The sequence below is a fragment of the Bacteroides sp. An322 genome (assembly GCF_002161765.1).
In the GTDB taxonomy this organism is placed as follows: Bacteria; Bacteroidota; Bacteroidia; order Bacteroidales; family Bacteroidaceae; genus Phocaeicola; species Phocaeicola merdavium.
On the sequence record NZ_NFIN01000005.1, the window covers coordinates 151300 to 174145 of the forward strand.

Consider the following 22846-nt stretch of genomic DNA (forward strand, 5'->3'; position numbering starts at 1 on the left):
AATAAATAAAATCTTTGCGTTTTTGCGTCTCTGCGTTTTTATTTCATCCAATAAGGTAATCCAGCAATGCTTCGGGTGTATCGGCGATGAATGCCGGATGGTAGGCTTCTAGCTCGGTGCGCGGGCGGAATCCCCAGGCGGCGCCGATGGTTTCCACTTTGGCATTGATGCCCGTCTGCATGTCTACGCCTGAATCTCCGATGTAAGCGGTTTCTTCGGGTTGTGCCCCTGCGGCTTGCATGATTTCAAACACTACGTCGGGAGCGGGTTTGACGGGTACGTTCTCCCGTTGTCCGAAGATGCGGATGAAACCGATTTGCGGGAAATAGTGCTTGATAAGCTTTTCGGTGGCTTCCTGATACTTGTTCGAGGCTACGGCAAGCGATACGCCTTCGGCTTGAAGGGATTCGAGCACATGGGTGATTCCCGGATAAGGGCGGCTCAGGTCGGCGTTGTGCATATTATAATAAGGTATGAAAAGCGAGCGTATCTTCCGGATGTTTTCTTCGCTTCGTTCGCTTTCGGGCAAGGCGCGTTCGAATAGTTTGTTGATTCCGTTTCCTACGAAGAAGCGGTAGGCATCGGTATCGTGCAGGGGATATCCGCAAGCCTTGAGCGCATAGTTGGTGGCTCCGGCAAGGTCGGCGATGGTGTTGATGAGGGTTCCGTCTAAATCGAATATAACCAGTTTTTTCATTTTGTGTGTCAAGTTTGTATTTACGTTTGCAAAGATACGATTTTATATTCGATTTATTTACAGAAAAGTAATACGTTATACATTATGTTGTAACATGGAATGCGGACTTTTGGGAAGTCTTAAAAACATAAAAGATATGAATGTAACGATTCCTTTTTCAGAAAATTATGTGTTAGAGTGTACTGCTGACGGCGGGTATTATGCTTATTTGTCTGGTTATGAACAGTGTTGTGCTTACGGGGAGACAGAAGATGACGCTTTGGCGAATCTTCAGGATGTGGCTGAAGAATATTTCAATGAAATAGCCTTATTGTATAGGATAGATGACGCCAGTTGAGAAAATTTTCTTGCATTATGTTGCATAATAATAAAAATGTGTTTTTCTTTGTAATGAATTAAATCGGCAGATATGATGAACATGAGACCGCATTACCGTACGGTGGTGCTTTCGGATATCCATTTGGGGACTTCTCATTCGAAAGTGGATCAAGTGAGCGATTTTCTGAGTGCTGTAGATTGTGACCGGCTGATATTGAACGGTGATATTATTGACGGCTGGAGTTTGAAGAAGTCCGGCGTGCGTAAGTGGAAGCCCGAACATACTCGCTTTTTTAAGATATTGATGAAGATGATGGAGAAATGTGGGACGGAGATTATCTATGTGCGGGGAAATCATGATGACTTTTTGGATAGCTTGATTCCGTTGCAATTCGCTAATTTGCACATTGTGAAGGATTATATTTTGGAAAGCAACGGAAAGCATTATTTCGTAACCCATGGGGATGTGTTTGATAAGGTCACATCGGGCATGAAATGGCTGGCGAAGCTGGGCGATATCGGTTATACTTTATTGCTGGAGATGAACAGCATTTATAATAAATACCGTCTGAAACAAGGTAAGCCGTATTATTCTTTGTCGCAGGCTATCAAGCAGAAGGTAAAACAAGCCGTATCGTATATCTCCGATTTTGAAGCCGTATTGGTAGAATTTGCACGTAGCCGGAAATGCGAAGGCGTAATATGCGGGCATATTCATCATCCGGAAGACCGGACGGTAGACGGCATTCATTATTTAAATTCGGGCGATTGGGTGGAAACGCTTTCTGCCCTTACCGAAGACGGAGAAGGCCGTTGGAGGGTAGTGTATTATACCGAAGCAATGAAATTAAAGAAAGAAAAAGAATCAGTATTATCAATTATACCTGTTGCGTCATGAGAGTATTGTTTGTAGTTCAAGGAGAAGGGAGAGGTCATCTGACCCAAGCCATATCAATGGAGAAACTGCTGCGTGGAAATGGTCACGAAGTTGTGGAAGTATTGGTTGGAAAGAGTGAATCACGCAGGCTTCCGGGGTTCTTTATCCGGAGCATTCAAGCCCCTATCAAGCATATTATAAGCCCTAACTTCTTGCCTACACGTGCCAATCGGCGTGCTAATCTGAGCCGGAGCGTCTTGTATAATGTATGGAAATCTCCCGAATACATCGAGAGCATGTGCTACATCAGGCGGCGCATCCGGGAAACGGGAGCGGACTTGGTCATCAATTTCTATGAATTGCTGACCGGGTTGACGTATTTCTTTTTCCGTCCTTCGGTCCCTATGGTATGCATCGGACACCAATATCTGTTCTTGCATAAAGAGTTCCGGATGCCGGACAAGAACCGGTGCAGCTCGTTCCTGATGAACATGTTTACCCGTTTCACTTCGTTGGGAGCTTCGCGCAGGCTTGCGCTTTCGTTCCGTGAGATGAAAGACGATGACGGGCATAAATTGAGCATCATCCCGCCTTTGTTGCGTCAGGAGGTGTTCGAGCAAGAACCGTTAGAAGGGGATTATATCCACGGCTATATGGTCAATTCGGGTTTCTCGGAATACGTGTGCCGCTGGCACGGGGAACATCCCGAAGTGCCTTTGCGTTTCTTTTGGGACCATTGGGAAGAAGAGCCTGTCAAGAAGGTGGACGATACGTTATGGTTCTACCAGCTGGATGACCGTGAGTTTTTGCGTCAGATGTCGGGATGCAAGGCATACGCTAGTACCGCCGGATTCGAATCAATTTGCGAAGCCATGTATTTGGGTAAGCCGATTCTGATGGTTCCGGCGCATATCGAGCAGGAATGCAATGCGTATGATGCAATGTTGAGCGGTGCGGGAATTGTGGACGAGGGGTTCAACCTTGATAAGCTATTGGCATTCGCCAAGGATTTCCAGCCCAATCAGGCTTTCCCCCTATGGGTACGCTCTTCGCGCCACGTCATCTTGAGCGAATTGGAAAAATATACGTATAAGGCGAGTTATAAGAATTTATATCAAGGGGTTATAGGAAATTGAGGCTTTTCAGTTGGTAAGGTGTTTTAAAAATCTGTGTACCTCTGTGCCTTTCTGTGTTATCTGTGTGCTATAGACCCCTTGATTATATTTATTTAGCGATTCTTTTTCTGGATTTGCAACCGAAATGTAACATCAATTGCTTTTCTTTGCAAAAAAATGTGTTGCTATGGTACAGAAGAAAAAGAAAACCCCTTATTTGGACCGGGATGTCAGTTGGATGTTCTTTAACCGGCGTATTTTGCAAGAAGCGTGCCGTCCGCATGTGCCTTTGTTGGAACGTATGTCTTTCTTGGGAATTTATTCGAATAACCTCGATGAGTTCTTCCGCGTGCGTGTGGCTTCGCAAAGCCGTATTGCCGAATATGGAGACAAGTCGGCGGCAAAAGAGAGCGAACATGCCAAGAAGCTGATTAAGCAAATCTCCCGCTTGAATGCCCGCTATGTAAAGGAATATGGGGAAGCTATCGCCAATATCACCGAAGAGCTTCGGAAAGAAAACATTTATCTGCTTTCGAATACTGAAATATCTCCCGAACAAAAAGAATTCATTTATTCTTTCTACCGGGCGAAACTGAGCGGGACCGTCATTCCTATTTGGTTCTCTACGGTCAGGTCGCTCGATTTCGGGAACGATGAGAATATCTACCTGGCGGTAAAGGTGGGTAAGGGTGATGCTCCGCGTGCGTTCGATTATGCCTTTTTGGAGTTGCCCGTAGGGCTTTGCGGGCGTTTTATCCGTTTGCCGAACCAAGGCGAGAAGCGTTATCTGATGTATCTGGACGATGTCATCCGGTGTTGTTTGCCTTTGGTGTTCGAGGGATTGGGGTATTCTCATTTCGAAGCCTATACCTACAAGTTTACCCGCGATGCGGAAATGGAAATTGATAACGATGCCAATAGCGGCACGTTGCAGAAGATATTGAAAGGCGTAAAAAGCCGGAAGCATGGCGAGCCGTTGCGTGTGCTCTACGATGCAAGCATGCCGAAAGACTTGTTGAAACGGGTCTTGAACAAGCTGGACGTAGACAAGAACGATACGGTAATGGCTGGAGGGCGTTATCAAAACCACAAAGATTTTATGGGTTTCCCCGATTGCGACCGTACGGATTTGAAATATCCCGCTTGGCGCCCTATCTTGCGCAAGAGCCTGGACGGACCGGAGAGCCTGCTTCAGAAAATTCAGCAAAAAGACCGTTTCATCCATGTGCCCTACCATAGTTTTGATTCGTTTATCCGCGTGTTGCAAGAAGCGGCGGTGAGCAAGCACGTCACCGGAATCAAGATTACCCTCTACCGCTTGGCGAAGGAATCGAAGGTGGTGAAGGCGTTGATAGCCGCAGCCCGCAACGGGAAGAAGGTGACGGTAGTTATCGAATTGTTGGCACGTTTCGATGAGGCTTCCAATGTCAACTGGTCGAAGAAGATGCAGGATGCGGGAGTACGTGTCATCTTCGGTGTGGAAGGCTTGAAAGTGCACTCCAAGATTACGCATATCGAGATGAAGAGCGGACCGGACATCGCTTGCATCAGTACCGGAAACTTCCACGAAGGCAATGCGCGCATGTACACCGATTGCATGCTCATGACCGCCTCGCCCCGCTTGGTGAAGGACGTGAATGCCGTGTTCGACTTTATCGAGCGTCCTTATTCTCCTGTTAAGTTCAAGGAGTTATTAGTATCGCCCAATGAGATGAAAAACAAGTTCTGTGCCTTGATTCGGGATGAAATCAAGAACAAGAAGGCGGGCAAGCCGGCATATATCAAAATCAAGATTAATCACATCACCGACCCCGTCATGGTAGAGAAGCTCTACGAGGCTTCGCAGGCGGGCGTGGATATCGATTTGGTGGTGCGAGGCAATTGCTCTTTGGTCACCGATGTGCCCGATGTGAGCGAAAATATACGAATTAACGCAATTATTGACCGATATTTGGAACATTCCCGTATCTTTGTATTCGCGGCGGGCGGAGCGGAAAAAGTATTCATCGGCTCGGCAGACTGGATGCCCCGGAATCTCGACCATCGGGTAGAGGTCATCACGCCGGTCTACGACCCCGACATCAAGGAAGAAATGAAGCGCGTGGTAGAGTACGGGCTGAAAGACACCTTGCAGGGACGCATCGTAGACGGTACGGGAGATAATGATTTCCATGCCTTGGCTGATGATGAAACACCTTTCCGTTCGCAAGAAGCATTGTATGACTACTATGTATCTAAAAACGAGGAAGAAGAATGACAGAGATGAATTATGCGGCTATCGACATCGGTTCGAATGCCGCCCGTTTGTTGGTGAAACGGATTGAAGAAAGCGAGACGGGAACGAAGTTCACGAAAGAATTGCTCTTGCGTGTGCCTCTCCGGTTGGGATTCGACGTGTTCGGCAAAGGCAAGATTTCCGAGAAAAGAGGGAAGAATATGATGCGCCTCATGAAATCGTATGCCTACCTGATGAAGATTTACGATGTGCAGAAGTACCGGGCGTGTGCTACTTCGGCGATGCGCGATGCTAAGAACGGCATGGAACTCATCAAGGAAATCGAGAAGAAGACGGGCATCCACATCGAGATTATCGGCGGGCAGGAAGAAGCGCAAATCGTGTACAACAACCACATCGAGTATATGAAAGACCGCACCGGAAACTATCTGTATGTAGACGTGGGCGGAGGCTCTACCGAAATCAACCTCCTTTCGCAAGGCGAGTTGAAGTGCAGCCGTTCGTACAACATCGGTACCGTGCGTTTGCTCAACAAGGCGGTGAAGGAAAGCGAATGGACGCGCCTGAAGGAGGACATGGCGGAACTTGCCCGTCAATACCCCGACACGAACATTATCGGTTCGGGCGGAAACATCAACAAGCTCTACCGCTTGGCGGAGAAGAAGGACAAGAAATTGCAACGCATGGAGGTAGAGACGCTTCAGGGTTTATACGATGAGTTAAGCGTCCTCTCGGTAGAAGAGCGTATGGACAAGTTCAGCCTGAAGCCCGACCGTGCGGATGTCATCGTGCCCGCGGGCAACATTTTCCTGACTATAGCTGGTATCTTAGGCTCAAAATACATCTACGTCCCCACCATCGGTCTTGCCGACGGCATCATCGACGGGCTTTATGCCGGAAGCAAAGAAGAGCGCGAGCGCGGAAAGTCGCTCAAGTCGATTGAGGCGGAAAAGTGAGAATGTCGTGTGCTTTATTATAATTGAACACAGAGGCACAAAGTCACAGAGGAATATTTTTAATTGTTTATTCTCAATTACATAAAAACTCTGTGCCTCTGTGTCTCTGTGTTCAAAAGTGATTACTTCTTCTTGGTCGTAATCAGCATTACGCCAAATTTGCCTTTCTCGCCGTAAGGAGCGGTTTTCGACGGGTCTTTCAATACTTCTACTTTCTCAATCGTATTGGGATCCAGTTTAAACAAATCTTTTGTAGGGAATTCTTTTCCGTCAACGAGAATCAATACACCTTGTGGTTCAAAAGAAATTGTCGTGCTATCGCTTGCTGAACCTTCCTTAGTCAGCTTGAACACTACCGGAACCGTATAGAGGGTCGGTACGGCTTTTCCGTTTTGCATACCTGGTTGCCATTTAGGCATGCCTGAAAGCACCCGCACGGCTTCGGCATCGATGCTGGGGCTTACGCCGCGCACGATGTTTACGTCCGTGATGCTCCCGTCTTCCTTCACCGTAAAACGGGCGATGACCCTTCCTTCTGTCTTCTCTTGCTTAGCTTCTTCGGGATAGCGCAGGTTGGTGCTGATATACTCCATCAACGCTTTCATGCCGCCCGGAAATTGGGGCATTTGTTCTACCATTGTGTAGGGTTCTTCCTTGTTATCGGGATTCTCCTTATCCCCGACAATGACAATCTTTGTTGGTTTTCCTTGCAAAGTATCGGCTTTTTCGATACTTTCACTCGTTACGGCATCGGATATTGCCGGAAATTCCGTAACTTTGACACGTGAAATCTCATTCAATGGTTCAGAGATTTCGGGACGGGCAAAAGCGGCTACAGCTACTGCAGCCAGCGGAAGTACGTAGAGGTACTTGGCGCGTGCCCACGGATTCGATTTTTTTCTCATCATCATAGTGATACGTTTTTTAAGTGAACTGTGATTCAGGCTGTTGGCAAGAGAGTAGAGCCTTGCGCCAACGGCCTTCTTTATTAATAATAATTGATATTCCTTCGCGTTTACACCCCGGCGGAGCACCTCGCTATCGGCTTCGTATTCGTGTACGGCTTGAAGTTCCTGCTTTACGAGCCATGCCGCCGGATTAAACCATTGCACGATGATGCACGCCTGCGCTATCAGGATGTCCCACGAATGGCGGAGGCGGATGTGCGCTTGCTCGTGCGTCAGTATTGGTGTGTAGTCTTCTTGCAGGTCTTTCTCCGACACCACGATATACTTCATCCAGCTAAACGGAGCGGTTTTCTCCGTACAATGCACCAAGACGCTCCCGTCCGCCAATTTCTCTTTCCGGCTCCGCCCGATGAGGATAAGCATCCGCCCGATGCCGGTAAGGTTTTTGAGGCAGAAGAAGACGATGCCTATCAGGTAGATGCCTACCGCCGCTTCTTGCCATCCGACCCGCGAAACCGTTTCCGTAGTTCCCGCTTCCGCATGGAGTTCAGCTAACATCAGCAGGCTTTCCAAGTCGGACACCGTGCGGTTCAATGCCGTAGGTTCGCTCACGGCAATCTTTATCGCGGGCAAAAAGAACGACAAGACCACGGTGCCCAATAATGCCATCCGGTTGAACCGATGGAACGTTTCCTTGCTCAGCAACACCTTATAAAATAGGTAGAACAAAGCCAGGCAAACCGATGCTTTCAGTATGTAAATGAAAAATAGTCCCATATCAATTCCCTTCCTCCACTTTCCGGATCAGTTCCTTCAGTTCTTCTATCGAAATCTCCTCTTCCTTTACCAGCGACGATACCACCCCCATGTAGGAATTGTTGAAGTACTTGCTGATGACTCCTTTCAGCGTCTTGCGCTTAAAATCTTCTTTCGTCACTACAGGATAATACTGGTATGAATTCCCGTAGGCGGTATGCCCCAAGAACCCTTTCTCCTCCAGTCCCCGCACCACGGTAGACAAGGTGTTGAAGTGCGGGCGCGGCTCTTCGTAAAACTCCAAGAGTTGTTTTACGAACAACGGGCCTTTTTCCCAGAAAAGTTCCATTACTTCTTCTTCTTTTGCGGTCAACGTCTTCATGTCATTTCCAATCTTTTCCCGCAAAGTAACTAAAAGTTTTAGTTATTCAACTAATCTTTATAGTTAATATAACTAAAACAGTTCGTATTTTACATTCAGAAAGGAGTTTGGACATCATTGATTCGATTGATGACTTTTTGTCAGTCGGGTGCTGACATAAATGCATACGGGTGCGTTGGCTGATTCATATAGCTTCGTAGCCCGATGCAGCAGGCTTCGTTGGCTGATGCAGCCGTATGTGTTCGGAATTCCGCTTGATAGTCGTATTTTGGTATGGCGGGTTATTATAATTATGTGTATATTTGCAGGCAAATGTAATACTGCCATGTTTAAGTTAACCGATAGCTATATAGCAGATGATGAATTGTTCGCTCGTGTTCAGAAAGGCGATGAAAAAGCCTTTACGATAGTCTACGGGCGATATAATAAGTTGATTTATGTATTGGCATACCGTTACTTGCTGGATAAGGCTCGGGCGGAAGACGTGGTGCAGTATGTCTTTGTCAAGTTGTGGGAATACCGGAGGGAATTGCGTATTGGGGTCAGCTTGAAGAACTTCCTGTTTACTATGGCGAAGAATCATGTGCTGAATCTGATACGGAATGAGAATGCTGCGCTGGAGAAGGCATACGAGATTGCCCAGCAGGTTCCAGCGTATGAGGATGACTTGGTGGAAAAGTTGGAAAAGCGCGAGCAGATGTCTTTGTTTTACAGGGAATTAAGCAAGCTTCCGCCTCAAAAGAAGGAGATTTGCCTGATGAAGTTGCGTGGGGATATGTCGAATCAGGAGATTGCCGACCGTTTGCATGTGTCGGTGAATACGGTGAAATCCCATTATCAGGAAGCCTTGAAGATGTTGCGCAGGGAATTGCTTAAATTATTAATGATTGTTATTGTGGTAGTACTTTGGGGATGCCAAAGTGTCAATTGAATGAAAAGATTGGATTAAGGAATATGGATAGACCTACTGATAAACAAATAGCGGATGTCTTGGCGGGACTGGCTTCGGCAGAAGAAGCGAAGAGGGTGGCGCAATGGTTTGCCACGGATGCGGGTTCGGCATACTTGTCTGAAGCGTTCGACCTGGATATGAAGTCGATACGTCCGGGGAATGAGGATTTGTATGTCCCTCATGCAATACCATCCGAAGAGGTTTGGAGGCGGATTAAGAAACAGATACGCAGGTATCGTGTGCATCGCATGCTGTTCCGTGTGGCGGCGGTAGTGCTTCCGTTCGTTTTGTTATTGGGCTTGTATTATCAAGTGGATTCCCGGGTGGAATTGTTTGGCGATACAGGTTACGAAGAGGTTTATGTTCCCAAGGGCGAACGTTTGCAGATGATGTTTCAAGACGGGACTAAGGTCTATCTCAATTCGGATACCCGTCTGCGTTATCCTAAGAAATTCGGATTGGACTCGCGCGAGGTAGAGCTTTCGGGCGAGGCTTATTTTGTGGTTTCGAAAAACGAAAAGCGTCCGTTTAGGGTGCACTTGGGTGGCCCTTCTATCCATGTGATAGGCACATCTTTTAATATACAGGATTATCCGGAAGACGATAAAATCACGGTTTCTTTGGATGAAGGTAAGATTTGCATGCATCTTGCATCGGAAAAGGAAGTTCCGGTATTGCCTGGGCAACAGGCGGTTTATGACAAAAAGCATGATGTTTACCAGATTTTGGAGGGGAAGAACATGCGCTATTTGTCCATGTGGAAACAAGATATAATCGTATTTGACGATGCGCCGTTGTCGGAGGTTATGACTAAACTTCACCGTTGGTATGATGTGGATTTTGAAGTGATAGGGAAGATGCCCCAGGACTTGTTGATTACGTTGACTTCCGAGCAGACGATATTGGAGAATGTGCTTTGTTATTTGGAAAAGATTACGCCGCTGGTTTTTGAATACAATGCTAAGGAAAGGCTGGTGAAGGTAAAGGCTGTAGGCATATAAGGGGCTGGTTATGCCTGTGTTTGAGTGGCATTGAAAGAAAAAATGAGGGAAAATGTGAAAAAATGACATTTTCCCTCATTCTTTTTTCTTGTTCATGTGTCTATAGGATGAAAAACAAATTTTAATGTAAAACCAATTAAAAATCTAATTCATGAAACGCAGATTCCTTTTTGCATTATGCTTTTTTGCGGCATCAGGGTTTTCAGTGTATGCCCAAAAGGTGACCATGAATCTCCAGAAAGTAAAGCTGGAGACTGTTTTCAACGAGATAACCCAGCAGACGGGGTTATCGGTAGCTTATAGCCGCCCAGCGGTGAATCCGGGAAAAATCGTAAGTGTAAGTGCCAATCAGGAAGAATTGGCGGATGTCTTGAAACGGCTCTTTGCCGGGACAGGCATTACGTTTGAAATCGGAAAACAAAGGGTATTCTTGCGAAATGCTTCACTTGAACAAAAGCCGCAGGGAAATGTGCCCGTTAAAACGGTGTCGGGTGTTATCGTAGACGAGAATGGCGACCCGGTAATCGGAGCCAGTGTTGTCGTAAAAGGGACAAGTACGGGTACGATTACAGACCTGGACGGAAAGTATGTATTGCAGGATGTCCCGGAGAACGCAACGTTGGACATTTCGTATGTCGGTTATGAAACATTGTCTTTAAAAGCCAGCGACAAGGACTTGGCGAGAATCACGATGCGTGAAGATACCGAAAAGCTGGACGAGGTGGTCGTTGTGGGTTATGGTACACAAAAGAAAGTATCGGTTACAGGTTCTATGGCAAGTACGAAGGGTAGTGATTTGTCGAAAGTGCCTACACCCAACATTACCAATACTTTGGCAGGCCGTTTGCCGGGATTGATTTCTTATAACCGTAGCGGTGAGCCGGGTTATGACGATGCCGGTTTGCTGATACGCGGTGCAAGTACGACGGGCGACGCTTCTCCGTTGATTGTAGTGGATGGAGTGGCAGACCGTGCCGGAAGTTTGGGACGTATTGACCCCAATGATATTGAAAGCATTACGATTCTGAAGGATGCATCGGCTGCTATCTACGGTTCGCGTGCTGCTAATGGTGTGGTACTTGTAACGACCAAGCGCGGAAGTTCAGACCGCCTTACCATTAATTATAATGGAAATGTAGGTATCAGTTCGCCGACCATTTTGCCCGATATGTGCGAATCGTGGCAATATGCGGAGTTGCTGAACGAAATTACTCCGGGAAGTTATTCGAATGAGGATATACAGAAGTTTAAGGACGGAAGTGACCCGCTGAACTATCCCAATGTGAATGCGCTTGATGTCATGTTGAAACAAGCGGTCTTGACCCAACATAACGTATCAGCATCAGCTGGCGGAAAGTATATCAGTTTTTATGCATCGTTGGGTTATAAATATCAGGATAACTATTATAAAAACAGTGCAAGTAACTATAGCCAGTATAATTTCCGTACCAATATTGACTTTACCCCGCATAAAGACGTAAAAGTAGGTTTGAATGTGGCATTCCGTCAGGAAGACCGTAATTCTCCTATCACCGGTTCGGAAGACATCTGGCGTTACCTGCTTAAATACAATCCGATGGTGAATATTTGGTTCCCCGGTACCAATTATGGAAACGTGTCTTCTTCGCAAGATAATTTCTCTCCGGCTACAGGAGTTGACGGGACATCGGGCTATCAGCGTGACCGTCAGTCGTATTTGAATGCCGACCTGACCCTTCATTGGGATTTGCCTTGGATAACCGAAGGCTTGTCGATTGATGCGGGTTTATACATAGACCGTGCGGATGTGTTCTATAAGAATTTCCAAAAGAAATATTACTTGTACCAGCAGGTTGGGGATACTTATCAGGCACAGGAACAGGGACAGAATATACTGGACCAGAATATGCATCAGACGCTGGGTATAACGATGAATGCCCGTTTGAATTATAAGCGTACATTCAATGAGGTGCATAATCTGAATGTATTTGTCGCTTACGAACAATATAAGAGCAGATACGACTATATGCAGGCGCGCCGTCAGGATTTTATCTCTTCTTCTTTGGATGAATTGTTTGCCGGAGATGCCAATTCTGCAACCAATAATGGTAATGCGAGTGAAACGGCACGTATGAATTATTTTGGCCGTTTAGACTATGATTATGCAGGGAAATACTTGTTCCAGTTTAATTGGCGTTATGATGGTTCTGAAAACTTCCCGAAAGGGAATCGGTTCGGTTTCTTCCCGGGTGTGTCAATCGGTTGGAGAATTTCGGAAGAAGATTTCTGGAAAGAGAACGTGGAATGGATGGATTATTTGAAAATCCGTGCATCGTGGGGACAGATGGGTAATGATAAAGTATCAGCTTTCCAATATATGACTGCTTATACCTATGATAATCCGGCTATCCTGAATGGCGGGGTCATCAATAACGGGCTTTGGTTGTTGCGTACAGCCAATCCGAATATTACATGGGAAGTAGCCAATACCTACAATGTCGGTATTGAAGCGAAATTCTTGAACTATTTCAATTTCGAAGCTGATTTCTTCAAGACAAAACGCAACAACATCTTGGCTACCCGTAATGCGGCTATTCCTGAATATGCTGGTCTGACACTTCCCGATGAGAACATTGGTATCTGTTCGAATATCGGTACAGAACTCACCTTGGGATTTGCCAAGCAGATTAATCAAGATTGGCGGGTAATGGCAAGCGGTAACTTTACCTATAACCACAGTACGATTGATTTCATTGATGAACCTTCTGAGACTTTGCCTTGGCAACGCCGTACAGGATTGTCTATCGGGACAGATGGCGATATGTATCTGATGTATGAGGCAGATGGCATTTTCCGTACTCAAGAAGAATTGGATGCTTATCCGCATTTGGCAGAAACCCGTGTCGGTGATGTCCGGCTTAAAGATATAAACGGAGATGGCATCATCGATGGCGATGATAAAGTGCGTCAAGACAAACCTGCTGTACCCCGTATTATGTATGGCATCAATTTGGGCGCAAGCTATAAGAACTGGAGCCTGAATATGTTGTGGCAAGGGGCTGCACAAGTTTGGCAATATACGTTTATGGAAGCAGGTACAATCGGTAACTTTACAAAAGATTTCTATGAAAACCGTTGGACGGAGGATAATATCAACGCAGAATATCCTCGGACTTATAATCGGGATGCAACTGTAACAGGTGCAGGAAGTTATCGGAATACAATGTGGTTGGACAATGCTTCTTATTTGCGCTTGAAAAGCATCGAATTGGCTTATGATTTCCCGAAATCATGGTTGAAGAAAACTCCGTTTACTGCAGTGCGTCTTTCTTTAAGCGGCTATAACTTGTTTACGATTACGGGGATAAAGAACATAGATCCGGAAACTCAGGAAAACAGCCAAGGATGGGCTGCATGGAATACGCCGCAGTCAAAAGTATATAACTTCGGTATTAATGTAACATTCTAAAATCTGTAATGCGATATGAAAAACTCATTGATTAAATATATGATTATAGGAGTGCTTGCAGCTCCTGTAATGTCTTCTTGTTCAGATATTCTGGATAAGGCTCCGTTGACCGAAATCGGTGAAGACCAATTGTGGTCTGACCCTGTATTGGTGCAGGCTTTTGTCAATTCCCGTTATAATCAGGTCGGGCATGGATGGACGGAGTCTATGCAAAGTTCGATTGTGGATGAGACAGAACTGACCTGGTTACGCGGTTGTGAAGTTCATAACTTTGCCCGTGTAAGTCCAAGTGACTTAGGGCGTATGAACGGCGGTTGGTATGGTTGGGATAACCGTTCGTGGGCGACTAAATGGAATAATATTACAAATTGTAATATATTCTTTGAACGTATTGACAATGTTTCTTTTACCGATGAGGAAATGAAAAACCGTTTGAAAGGGGAAGTCCGTTTCTTGCGTGTGTTCGAATATAACGATTTGATTATGCGTTGGGGTGGTGTACCTTTGATTACGAAAAGCTTTACGATTAATGATGTCGATGAAATCAAGCAGCAAGTACGTGCTTCGTATGAAGATTGTGTAGATTTTATGGTGTCTGAGTTAGACCAGGCTGCCGAAGAGTTGCCTGCTACTTATAGCGGAAATGACTATGGACGGGCAACCAGTGTGGCTGCTCTTGCCTTAAAAGCCCGTATCTTGCTTTATGCGGCAAGCCCGTTGATGAATGAAAATGTAGCAATGCCGGAAATAGGTTATACGAATCCTGACCCTAACCGTTGGCAGAAAGCAGCAGAAGCAGCGGATGCAGCCGTAACTGCGGCAGAAGCGGCAGGATACAAATTGTTGGAAACCTCATCGAAGAGTGTGGAAGACTTGGCAGCTAATTACCAGAATATATTCCTTGACAATACCTCTGCAAATACAGAAGTCTTGTTTGCCCGTATGGGTACGGCAAGCAATTTGGGCGAGAACCTTTCATCATTAGAGCAATGGAACTTCCCGAACGGTTGGGGAGGATGGGGCGGAAATTGCCCGCTTCAGGAATTGGTAGATGATTATGAGGTGGTGGATGCAGGGCTGACTCAGGCTGAACCTTTCAATTGGGCAAATCCGGAAATGGCTGCTTCTCCTTACGAAAACCGTGACCCACGTTTTTATGCAAGCATCCTTTATGATGGCGCTCCTTGGAAAGAAAGAACTCTGGAGACTTATTTTACGGTAGATGCCAGTGGCAATGAAACAGGAGGAGGGCAGGATACCCGATATGGCAGGGATGACTGGAACACTTCGCCTACGGGATATAATATGAAGAAGTTTATGGACGAAAGTTATGTAGGAAATTCGTATAACTTCAGTGCAAAGAACTGGATATGGATTCGTATGGCAGAATTGTATTTGAACCAGGCTGAGGCGTGGTATCATGCAGGAGATGAGAACAAGGCACGCACGGCGGTGAATAAAGTCCGTAACCGTGCGGGAATGCCTGATATTGTTTCTTCGGGTGAGCAATTATTGGAAGATATCAAACATGAACGCCGTATTGAATTGGTGTTTGAGGAGCATCGCTATTATGATGTCCGCCGTTGGAAAGAAGCTGACAAGTATTTGGGCAGAATGATGCATGCCATTACTGTCAAACTTCATCCGGATGGGCACAAAACTTATGAAGTGTCTGACTTGCGGAGTGATGTAGGCGGAAACCGTTTGTGGGATGACAAGATGTATTGGTTGCCAATCATGCGTTCGGAAATAGAAAAGAACTCCAATTTAACGCAGAATCCTGGATATACCAATTAAAGGTTGTTTTTAGGTAAATAACTCGGAAGGCACAGAGATTTTGCGGATGAGTGATATCTCTGTGCCTTTTTTATAAGAATCATGCAATAAAATTTAGAAAGATGAAACGTTTACTATTATGTGCCGCTATCGCATTGACAATGATGGCGTGTAATACAGCAAAAGAACAAAAACCAGCACCTTTTGCAAAAGGAGAATTTAAGGAATGGGCTCAAACTCCTCCGATGGGCTGGAACAGTTGGGATTGTTATGGACCTACGGTAGAGGAGAAAGAAGTAAAGGCGAATGCTGATTATATGGCTGAAAAGCTGAAGAAGTATGGTTGGGAATATATTGTGGTAGATATACGTTGGTTTGTGGAAAATGACAAGGCTGGCGGATACAATCAGACAGACCCCCGTTATGTTCTTGATGAATTCGGACGTTACCAGCCTGCTGTAAACCGTTTTCCTTCGGCTGCTGATGGGAAAGGATTCAAAGAATTGGCAGATTATGTACATGCGAAAGGGCTGAAATTCGGTATCCATATCATGCGTGGTATCCCCAAGGAAGCCGTTGCGAAAAAACTTCCGATAAAAGGAACAGATGGTATTACAGCCGACCAAATTTATAGTACAGACCAGCAATGCCGTTGGTTGCGTGATAATTACACGATTGTCGCAGACCGTCCGGGTGCTCAAGAATATTATAATTCTATTTTTGATATGTATGCAGAATGGGGTGTGGATTTCGTGAAAATAGATGATATAAGCCGTCCTTATCATCAAGGTGAAATCGAATTGGTGCGTAATGCGATAGACCAGTGTGGACGTCCTATTGTTTTGAGCATTTCGCCCGGAGAAACACCGATAGAAGCGGCTGCCCATGTAAAGGAACATGCCAATATGTGGCGCATGGTAGATGATGTCTGGGACTTGTGGCGTGATGTCAAACATCTGCTCGAAGTGAGCCAGCAATGGTATCCTTATATAGCACCGGGTACATGGCCCGATTGTGATATGATTCCCTTGGGGCGTATTTCTATCCGTGGGGAAAGAGGAGAAGAGCGTATGCCCCGTCTTACTCCTGACGAACAATATTCGCTGATGACTTTGTTCACTATTTTCCGTTCTCCGTTGATGTTTGGAGGGGATTTGCCCAGTAATGATGAGTTTACTTTGTCTTTATTGACCAATGAAGAAGTATTGCGGATGCATCGGGAAAGTACAGATGTTTTCCAGTTATTCCAAGATGCAGAGAAAGTAGGAATTTCTTCACGTAATCCGAATACAGGTGAAGTTTATTTGGCTTTGTTCAACATTTCGGATGATAAGAAAAACATGGAAATTTCTGTAAACTTGAAGTCAATCGGGTTGAACGGCGATGTAGAAGTGGTGAATATGTGGACTGGAGAATCGCTTGGCAAAGTATCTAATGATTTTGGTGTGAAGCTGAATCCTCATGCTTGTGGATTGTATAAATTCAAATGATAATTAGAGTTAAGGCTACTTTAGAAGAGAGGGTGTATCGAAATGGAAGCTGTTTTTTCATTTTGATACACCCTCTTAACAGAAAATTGATTAATGAAGAATGTTGCTCGCTTGGAAATACTTCATTCAAAAGTTGATTGTCAATTTTAAATGTTATCTTTGCTTTGTGAAATTGAATCACTCTAATTATGAAACATAAAATTGTCTTTTTGATTATCAGCTTTTGTTTTGCAATAAAAATTGTTGCACAAAATACAGTTTTAGACGTTACTTATCACAGTGCCGTGGGCGACGGGAAAACGTTGAATACGGAATGTTTGCAAGGGGTTATCGATGAACTCCATGCGCACGGGGGAGGGCAGGCGTATTTCCCTGCCGGACGCTATCTGACGGGAAGTCTGCAATTGAAGTCGGGCGTGACGCTTTACTTGGAACGCGGCGCCGTATTGTTGGGGAGCACCAGCCCGTACGATTATCCGCATGTTGAACCGCAAAGTGATTTGAAAGTAAATGATGACCATTTCAATCAGGCGTTGATTTATGCCGACGGGGCGGAACGTATCGGCATCATGGGGTATGGCACGGTAGACGGGCAGGGCAGGGAACTGGCTTTGGCGATTGACAGCCTGCATCATACCGGAGAATTGGTTGACCCGCATTATAATACCTACCGCAAGCGTCCCAATACACGCCCGAAATTGGTTTACATGCGCCGGTGTGCGGACGTGGGCATCAGGAATATCTGGGCAGGGAGCAGTGCGGCATGGGGGCTTTCGTTCGAACAGTGTTCCCGCCTTACGCTGGACAGCCTTCGGGTGGAGAACCGGGCTTATTGGAACAACGACGGAATCGATATCAGCGATTGCAAGGATGTGCGCGTTTCGAATTGCCGCATCGTGAGCAGTGCCAGTGCCATCAAGTTCGGCACGGAGTCGGCGGGAGGCTTCAAGAACGTGACGATAGACAGCATTTGGGTGAAAGACACGTTCCGCTCGGCGATAGCCATAGAGTCGGTCGACGGGGCGGAGATAGAGAACATACACATTTCCAATGTCCGTGCGCTCCATACGGGCAATGCGCTTTTCATCCGCTTAGGGCATCGTTCGGGAGAGAAGCCCGGACGTGTGCGCAATGTGACGGTGAAGAACCTGTATGTGGAAGTGCCTTTCGGGCGTCCGGATATCGATTATGATTTGCGGGGACCGGCGGTGACGTTTTTCCATAATCCGTTTCCCGCTTCGATATCGGGCATACCGGGACATGCCGTCGAGGATGTGACGCTGGAGAATATCGAGATTGTCTATCCGGGGCGCGCGTCGAAGGGCATGGCGTATATGCCGTTGAGCAGGCTGGAGGATGTGCCGGAGAACGTGAAGGGGTATCCCGAATTTACGATGTTCGAGGAGTTGCCTTCGTGGGGCTTTTACGTGCGCCACGTCAAAGGGATTCGGATGAAGGATATCCGTCTGCGCCTGAAGGAGGACGATTTCCGTCCCGCTTTCGTATTCGACCGGGTAAGCGGCTTGAGCCTTACGGACATCGATTTGCCCGAAACGAAGCGGGGCGGGCAAGTGGTGCTGCGGAAAAGCGGCTTGCAAGAAGCGGACGAGGGGGTGAAAGAGGAAGTGTTGGAAATTGAAAATTGAGAATTGAAAATTATTCGTGCGGCATCTCCTGTTACGCCGGATTCCGTGCCCACGCCGTGGGGAAGCTTTCGCAGTCTGTAAATCTTCCGACCGCCCGTGATTACAAATCCGGCGTGACGGACACCCTCTGTTATTAACTGTTCATTATTCACTATTAACTATCAAAAGTTCTTCATTCTTCATTAAAAAACTCGTATCTTTGTGGCGGTAAAAAACAGATTCGGTATGGACAAGCGTGCGCGTTATAGAGATTTTTCGGGCTTTTTGGCGGAACTGTTCCCCTTCAAGGTGCAGAAGATTTCGCTGAATGCGGGCTTTACCTGCCCCAACCGGGACGGGACGAAGGGCTATGGCGGATGCACGTATTGCAATAACCAGACGTTTAATCCCGACTATTGCCGGACGGAAAAGAGCATTACCCGCCAATTAGAAGAGGGGAAGGTGTTCTTTGCCAAGAAATATCCGGAGATGAAATACTTGGCTTACTTTCAGGCATATACGAATACGTATGCCGGGGTGGGCGAATTGAAGCGGATGTATGAAGAAGCGTTGGGAGTGGAAGACGTGGTGGGGCTGGTCATCGGGACCCGTCCCGACTGTATGCCCGACGCTTTGCTGGATTATCTTGCGGAACTGAACAAACGCACCTTCTTGCTTGTTGAATACGGGATAGAAAGCACCGATGACGAGACGTTGCGCCGCATTAACCGCGGGCATACGTTCGCCTGTACGGAGGACGCGGTGAGGCGTACGGCGGCAAGGGGCATCCGCACGGGAGGGCATGTCATCGTGGGGCTTCCAGGCGAGGCGGAGAGAGAGAAGGTGATTCGTCAGGCTGGGATTTTGTCGCGCCTTCCGCTCACGACCTTGAAGTTGCACCAGCTTCAGTTGATAAAAGGTACGCGCATGGGGCAGGAGTATGCCGGACATCCCGAAAACTTCCACCTCTACACGGCGGACGAGTATATCGACTTGGTGATAGACTATATCGAACATTTGCGTCCCGGCTTGGTGCTGGAGCGTTTCATATCCCAGTCTCCTAAAGAACTTTTGATAGCTCCCGACTGGGGGATGAAAAACTACGAGTTCACCGCCCGCCTCCGCAAGCGGATGGAAGAACGGGACGCATGGCAAGGAAAGTTTTTTCAAAAATAAAATGGATAAACTTAAAAAACTAAACAAATATGAAACTGAAAGGGAACGTACATTACGTGGGTGTGAACGACCGTTCGAAGACGTTGTTCGAAAATTTGTGGCCGTTGCCATACGGCGTGTCTTATAACTCTTATCTGATAGCCGATGACGAGATGGTGGCGTTGGTAGATACGGTAGACGTGGCTTTCTTCGAGGTGTACTTGAAGAAAATCAAGTCGGTAATCGGCGACCGTAAAATCAATTATCTGATTATTAATCACATGGAGCCGGACCATTCGGGCTCAATCGCTTTGATTAAGCAATATTATCCCGACATCGTGTTGGTGGGCAACAAGAAGACATTCGACATGGTGGAAGGTTTCTACGGCGTAGGCGGAGACCGTTACGTGGTGGGCGAAGGTGATTTCCTGAAATTGGGACATCACAACCTGCGCTTCTACCTGATTCCGATGGTGCACTGGCCCGAAACCATGGTCACTTTCGATGAGACCGAAGGCATCCTCTTCTCGGGCGACGCGTTCGGTTGCTTCGGCGCGTTGAACGGCGGATGCATCGACAAGGACATCAATACCGAAATCTACGAAGGCGAGATGCGCCGCTATTACGCGAACATCGTGGGCAAGTTTGGTAATCCGGTGCAGAAGGCGTTGCAGAAATGCAAGGGGCTGGACATCCGGATGATTTGCTCTACCCACGGGCCGGTATGGACCGAGAAGATTCCGCAAGTGGTTGACCTGTACGACCGCCTGAGCCGGTACGAAGGCGAGGAAGGCGTGGTTATCGCATACGGCACGATGTATGGCAATACCGAAGAGCTTGCCGAAACCATTGCCGAAGAACTCAGCGCGCAAGGCATCAAGAACATCGTGATGCACAACGTGTCGAAGACCCCGCATTCGTACATCTTAGCGGACATTTTCCGCTACAAAGGCTTGATAGTGGGCTGCACTACTTATAATATGAACCTCTATCCCGAAATGGAAGCCTTGTTGAGCAAGATAGCTGCGCGCGAGATGAAGAATCGTGTGATGGGCTATTTCGGCTCGTTCACCTGGGCAAGCGCAGCCGTGAAGAAATTAGCGGAATATGCCGAGAAGCTGAAGTTCGAGTTAGTGGGCAATCCGGTAGAGATGAAGCAAAGCATGAGTGAAGACACCGCCCGTCAGGCGAAAGAACTGGCGAAGGCGATGGCGGAAAGGCTGAAAGCGTAAAGATAGTTGATAGTTGATAATTGATAGTTGATAGTTAGCTGGCACTTTCAATTATTAACTATCAACTATCAATTATCAACTATCAACTAAAAACGTTTATGTTACAGAAACTATACGACAAGAACAACGACCCGAAGGTGTTGCAACGCATCGTTGACATCCTGAACGACGGGGGGATTATCATCTATCCCACCGACACGATGTATGCCATGGGATGCCATGCCTTGAAAGAACGTCCTATCGAGAAGATTTGCCGGTTGAAGGACTTGAATCCCAAGAAGAACAATCTTTCCATTATTTGTTACGACCTGAGCAACATCAGCGAATACGCACAGGTGGGCAATGCCACTTTCAAGCTGATGAAACGCAACCTGCCCGGTCCATTTACCTTTATCCTGAAAGCCGATAGCCGTTTGCCCAAGATATTCCGCAACCGGAAAGAAGTGGGCATTCGTGTGCCCGGCAATGAGATTATCCGTGAGATATGCCGCTTGCTGGATGCTCCGATATTGACCACCACCTTGCCCCTGCGTGAAGGAGAAGACATCGAATATGCCACCGACCCGGAACTGATAGACGAGAAATTCGGTGATGAAGTAGACTTGGTTATCGATGGAGGCATAGGCGGTATTGAACCTTCTACCGTAATAAATTGTTATGAAGATGTGCCGGAGATAGTGCGGCAAGGAAAAGGAGAACTGATAGAGTGAATTTGTTTTTGAAACGCAGATTAGCGCAGATTCACGCAGATTTAGATTAAATTATTATATGAAAATGTCCGCATTTTATCAAATAGCGTGTAGGGGCAGGGTTTGCCTGCCCGAATGCGTCCACAGATACATTGGATATTTGCGGACATTCTATATTATAATCTGCGTTTCTGATTTTCATTATAAAAAGTTACATTATGTTTTTATCATCATTAGCTTCGCTTTTGCTGGCGGCGGAAGCGGAAACAAAATTGGTTAATGTTGAGCAATTGCTCGACAAGTTATTAAATTGGAGCATCGAAGCGGGGAAGAATATCTTGGCTGCTTTGATTATCTTCGTTGTAGGGCGTTTTGTCATCAAGCAAATCAATCGCTTGTTCCGGAAGATATTGGAACGGCGCAAGTTGGAAATCAGCGTACAGACATTTTTAGAGAGCTTGGTAAGCTTGTTGCTCAACTTGGTACTCGCCTTTGCGGTTATCAGCAAGCTGGGTGTAGAAACCACCAGTCTTGCGGCTCTGTTGGCTTCGGCAGGTGTGGCTATCGGTATGGCTCTGTCGGGCAATCTGTCGAACTTTGCGGGCGGGCTGATTATCTTGGTTTTCAAGCCTTTCAAGGTAGGCGATTACATCGATGGACCGAATGACGAAAGCGGTACGGTGAAGGAAATCCAAATCTTCCATACGGTGTTGACCACGGTAGATAACCGTTTGATTTATGTGCCTAACGGCTTGTTGAGCAGCAATGCCATTACCAACTACAGCAAGCAGGAAACACGTCGTGCCGAATGGGTGTTCGGAGTGGAATACGGAGAAGATTTCGATAAGGTGAAAGCCGTGCTCCAGCGCATCATTGATGCCGACCCGCGTATCCTGAAAGACCCAGCCCCGATGATTGCCTTGGGCGCATTGTCGGCAAGTAGTGTGGATATCAAAGTACGCGCATGGGCAAAGACTTCCGATTATTGGGATGTCTATTTCGATATGAATAAGATTGTTTACGAAACCTTCAACAAAGAAGGCATCGGTTTCCCGTTCCCGCAACTTACGGTGCATCAGGCGAAAGACTGAATGGTGTACAGATTTTTCGTCACAGATTAATTTATCTCCGTGTGGTGATAAATGTACTAACAAACCTTAAACGATTTCATCGTCCGGTAAGTAGTAGTCTCTCCATTTGATGTCCGATGTGTAAATGGCGGCAATCTTAACC

18 protein-coding genes are annotated in these 22846 nt (G+C 46.6%); 15 read left to right on the forward strand and 3 right to left on the reverse strand.

Translation table 11 applies throughout. The features are described 5' to 3' along the window. Positions 1–43: 43 nt before the first annotated feature. Complete coding sequence (locus B5F91_RS04545) at positions 44–697, reverse strand: HAD family hydrolase (RefSeq protein ID WP_087427925.1); 654 nt, start codon at positions 695–697, stop codon at positions 44–46. A gap of 136 nt (positions 698–833) precedes the next feature. On the opposite strand from B5F91_RS04545, the gene B5F91_RS04550 reads away from it, so the two are divergent. From B5F91_RS04550 to B5F91_RS04570, 5 genes are all read left to right on the forward strand, one after another. Further along, positions 834–1034, forward strand: coding sequence for a type II toxin-antitoxin system HicB family antitoxin (locus B5F91_RS04550; RefSeq protein ID WP_087427947.1), 201 nt, complete (start codon positions 834–836; stop codon positions 1032–1034). A 75-nt stretch (positions 1035–1109) separates the two neighbouring features. Further along, complete coding sequence (locus B5F91_RS04555) at positions 1110–1913, forward strand: UDP-2,3-diacylglucosamine diphosphatase (RefSeq protein ID WP_087427948.1); 804 nt, start codon at positions 1110–1112, stop codon at positions 1911–1913. Beyond that, entirely contained in the window at positions 1910–3028 is a 1119-nt protein-coding gene (locus tag B5F91_RS04560; protein WP_087427926.1) for a glycosyltransferase family protein, read from the forward strand. Before B5F91_RS04555 ends, B5F91_RS04560 begins: the two co-directional genes overlap by 4 nt. 166 nt (positions 3029–3194) lie before the next feature. Next, on the forward strand, positions 3195–5264 hold the full coding sequence (locus tag B5F91_RS04565; RefSeq protein ID WP_087427927.1) for an RNA degradosome polyphosphate kinase: 2070 nt from the start codon (positions 3195–3197) through the stop codon (positions 5262–5264). After that, positions 5261–6199, forward strand: a complete 939-nt coding sequence (locus B5F91_RS04570; protein WP_087427928.1) for an exopolyphosphatase — start codon at positions 5261–5263, stop codon at positions 6197–6199. Before B5F91_RS04565 ends, B5F91_RS04570 begins: the two co-directional genes overlap by 4 nt. 122 nt (positions 6200–6321) lie before the next feature. Here the strand turns inward: B5F91_RS04570 and B5F91_RS04575 are convergent, their stop codons facing one another. Both B5F91_RS04575 and B5F91_RS04580 read right to left on the reverse strand, forming a co-directional pair. After that, positions 6322–7884, reverse strand: coding sequence for a M56 family metallopeptidase (locus B5F91_RS04575; RefSeq protein WP_087427929.1), 1563 nt, complete (start codon positions 7882–7884; stop codon positions 6322–6324). 1 nt (position 7885) lies between these two features. Continuing rightward, entirely contained in the window at positions 7886–8245 is a 360-nt protein-coding gene (locus B5F91_RS04580) for a BlaI/MecI/CopY family transcriptional regulator (RefSeq protein ID WP_087427930.1), read from the reverse strand. 325 nt (positions 8246–8570) lie between these two features. Here B5F91_RS04580 and B5F91_RS04585 point away from each other — a divergent pair, with 325 nt between their 5' ends. From B5F91_RS04585 to B5F91_RS04630, 10 genes are all read left to right on the forward strand, one after another. Continuing rightward, entirely contained in the window at positions 8571–9176 is a 606-nt protein-coding gene (locus B5F91_RS04585) for an RNA polymerase sigma-70 factor (protein ID WP_087427949.1), read from the forward strand. Between the two features lie 23 nt (positions 9177–9199). Then, complete coding sequence (locus B5F91_RS04590) at positions 9200–10198, forward strand: FecR family protein (RefSeq protein ID WP_087427950.1); 999 nt, start codon at positions 9200–9202, stop codon at positions 10196–10198. A 151-nt stretch (positions 10199–10349) separates the two neighbouring features. Then, positions 10350–13646 carry a TonB-dependent receptor gene (locus B5F91_RS04595; RefSeq protein ID WP_087427931.1) on the forward strand — a complete coding sequence of 1099 codons (3297 nt, stop codon included), beginning with the start codon at positions 10350–10352 and terminating at the stop codon, positions 13644–13646. A gap of 15 nt (positions 13647–13661) precedes the next feature. Further along, a complete protein-coding gene (locus B5F91_RS04600; protein ID WP_087427932.1) occupies positions 13662–15443 on the forward strand; it encodes a RagB/SusD family nutrient uptake outer membrane protein in 1782 nt (593 codons plus the stop codon). 101 nt (positions 15444–15544) lie between these two features. After that, positions 15545–16912, forward strand: a complete 1368-nt coding sequence (locus B5F91_RS04605; RefSeq protein WP_087427933.1) for a glycoside hydrolase family 27 protein — start codon at positions 15545–15547, stop codon at positions 16910–16912. A 188-nt stretch (positions 16913–17100) separates the two neighbouring features. Further along, positions 17101–18558 (forward strand): glycosyl hydrolase family 28 protein, encoded by a 1458-nt coding sequence (locus tag B5F91_RS04610; protein WP_087427934.1) that lies wholly within the window; start codon positions 17101–17103, stop codon positions 18556–18558. Positions 18559–18783: 225 nt separating this feature from the next. Then, on the forward strand, positions 18784–19713 hold the full coding sequence (locus B5F91_RS04615) for a TIGR01212 family radical SAM protein (RefSeq protein ID WP_087427935.1): 930 nt from the start codon (positions 18784–18786) through the stop codon (positions 19711–19713). Positions 19714–19742: 29 nt separating this feature from the next. Continuing rightward, on the forward strand, positions 19743–20924 hold the full coding sequence (locus tag B5F91_RS04620; protein ID WP_087427936.1) for an FprA family A-type flavoprotein: 1182 nt from the start codon (positions 19743–19745) through the stop codon (positions 20922–20924). A gap of 98 nt (positions 20925–21022) precedes the next feature. Then, positions 21023–21634, forward strand: coding sequence for an L-threonylcarbamoyladenylate synthase (locus tag B5F91_RS04625; RefSeq protein WP_087427937.1), 612 nt, complete (start codon positions 21023–21025; stop codon positions 21632–21634). 197 nt (positions 21635–21831) lie between these two features. Then, the gene (locus B5F91_RS04630) at positions 21832–22704 is read left to right on the forward strand and encodes a mechanosensitive ion channel domain-containing protein (RefSeq protein ID WP_087427938.1); all 873 of its coding nucleotides are present in this window, start codon (positions 21832–21834) and stop codon (positions 22702–22704) included. Positions 22705–22846 lie beyond the last annotated feature (142 nt).

Coding starts and splice junctions, on each gene's coding strand:
- B5F91_RS04545 (WP_087427925.1), bottom strand. CDS start 697: ATGAAAAAACTGGTTATATTCGATTTAGACGGAACCCTCATCAACACC.
- B5F91_RS04550 (WP_087427947.1), top strand. CDS start 834: ATGAATGTAACGATTCCTTTTTCAGAAAATTATGTGTTAGAGTGTACT.
- B5F91_RS04555 (WP_087427948.1), top strand. CDS start 1,110: ATGAACATGAGACCGCATTACCGTACGGTGGTGCTTTCGGATATCCAT.
- B5F91_RS04560 (WP_087427926.1), top strand. CDS start 1,910: ATGAGAGTATTGTTTGTAGTTCAAGGAGAAGGGAGAGGTCATCTGACC.
- B5F91_RS04565 (WP_087427927.1), top strand. CDS start 3,195: ATGGTACAGAAGAAAAAGAAAACCCCTTATTTGGACCGGGATGTCAGT.
- B5F91_RS04570 (WP_087427928.1), top strand. CDS start 5,261: ATGACAGAGATGAATTATGCGGCTATCGACATCGGTTCGAATGCCGCC.
- B5F91_RS04575 (WP_087427929.1), bottom strand. CDS start 7,884: ATGGGACTATTTTTCATTTACATACTGAAAGCATCGGTTTGCCTGGCT.
- B5F91_RS04580 (WP_087427930.1), bottom strand. CDS start 8,245: ATGAAGACGTTGACCGCAAAAGAAGAAGAAGTAATGGAACTTTTCTGG.
- B5F91_RS04585 (WP_087427949.1), top strand. CDS start 8,571: ATGTTTAAGTTAACCGATAGCTATATAGCAGATGATGAATTGTTCGCT.
- B5F91_RS04590 (WP_087427950.1), top strand. CDS start 9,200: ATGGATAGACCTACTGATAAACAAATAGCGGATGTCTTGGCGGGACTG.
- B5F91_RS04595 (WP_087427931.1), top strand. CDS start 10,350: ATGAAACGCAGATTCCTTTTTGCATTATGCTTTTTTGCGGCATCAGGG.
- B5F91_RS04600 (WP_087427932.1), top strand. CDS start 13,662: ATGAAAAACTCATTGATTAAATATATGATTATAGGAGTGCTTGCAGCT.
- B5F91_RS04605 (WP_087427933.1), top strand. CDS start 15,545: ATGAAACGTTTACTATTATGTGCCGCTATCGCATTGACAATGATGGCG.
- B5F91_RS04610 (WP_087427934.1), top strand. CDS start 17,101: ATGAAACATAAAATTGTCTTTTTGATTATCAGCTTTTGTTTTGCAATA.
- B5F91_RS04615 (WP_087427935.1), top strand. CDS start 18,784: ATGGACAAGCGTGCGCGTTATAGAGATTTTTCGGGCTTTTTGGCGGAA.
- B5F91_RS04620 (WP_087427936.1), top strand. CDS start 19,743: ATGAAACTGAAAGGGAACGTACATTACGTGGGTGTGAACGACCGTTCG.
- B5F91_RS04625 (WP_087427937.1), top strand. CDS start 21,023: ATGTTACAGAAACTATACGACAAGAACAACGACCCGAAGGTGTTGCAA.
- B5F91_RS04630 (WP_087427938.1), top strand. CDS start 21,832: ATGTTTTTATCATCATTAGCTTCGCTTTTGCTGGCGGCGGAAGCGGAA.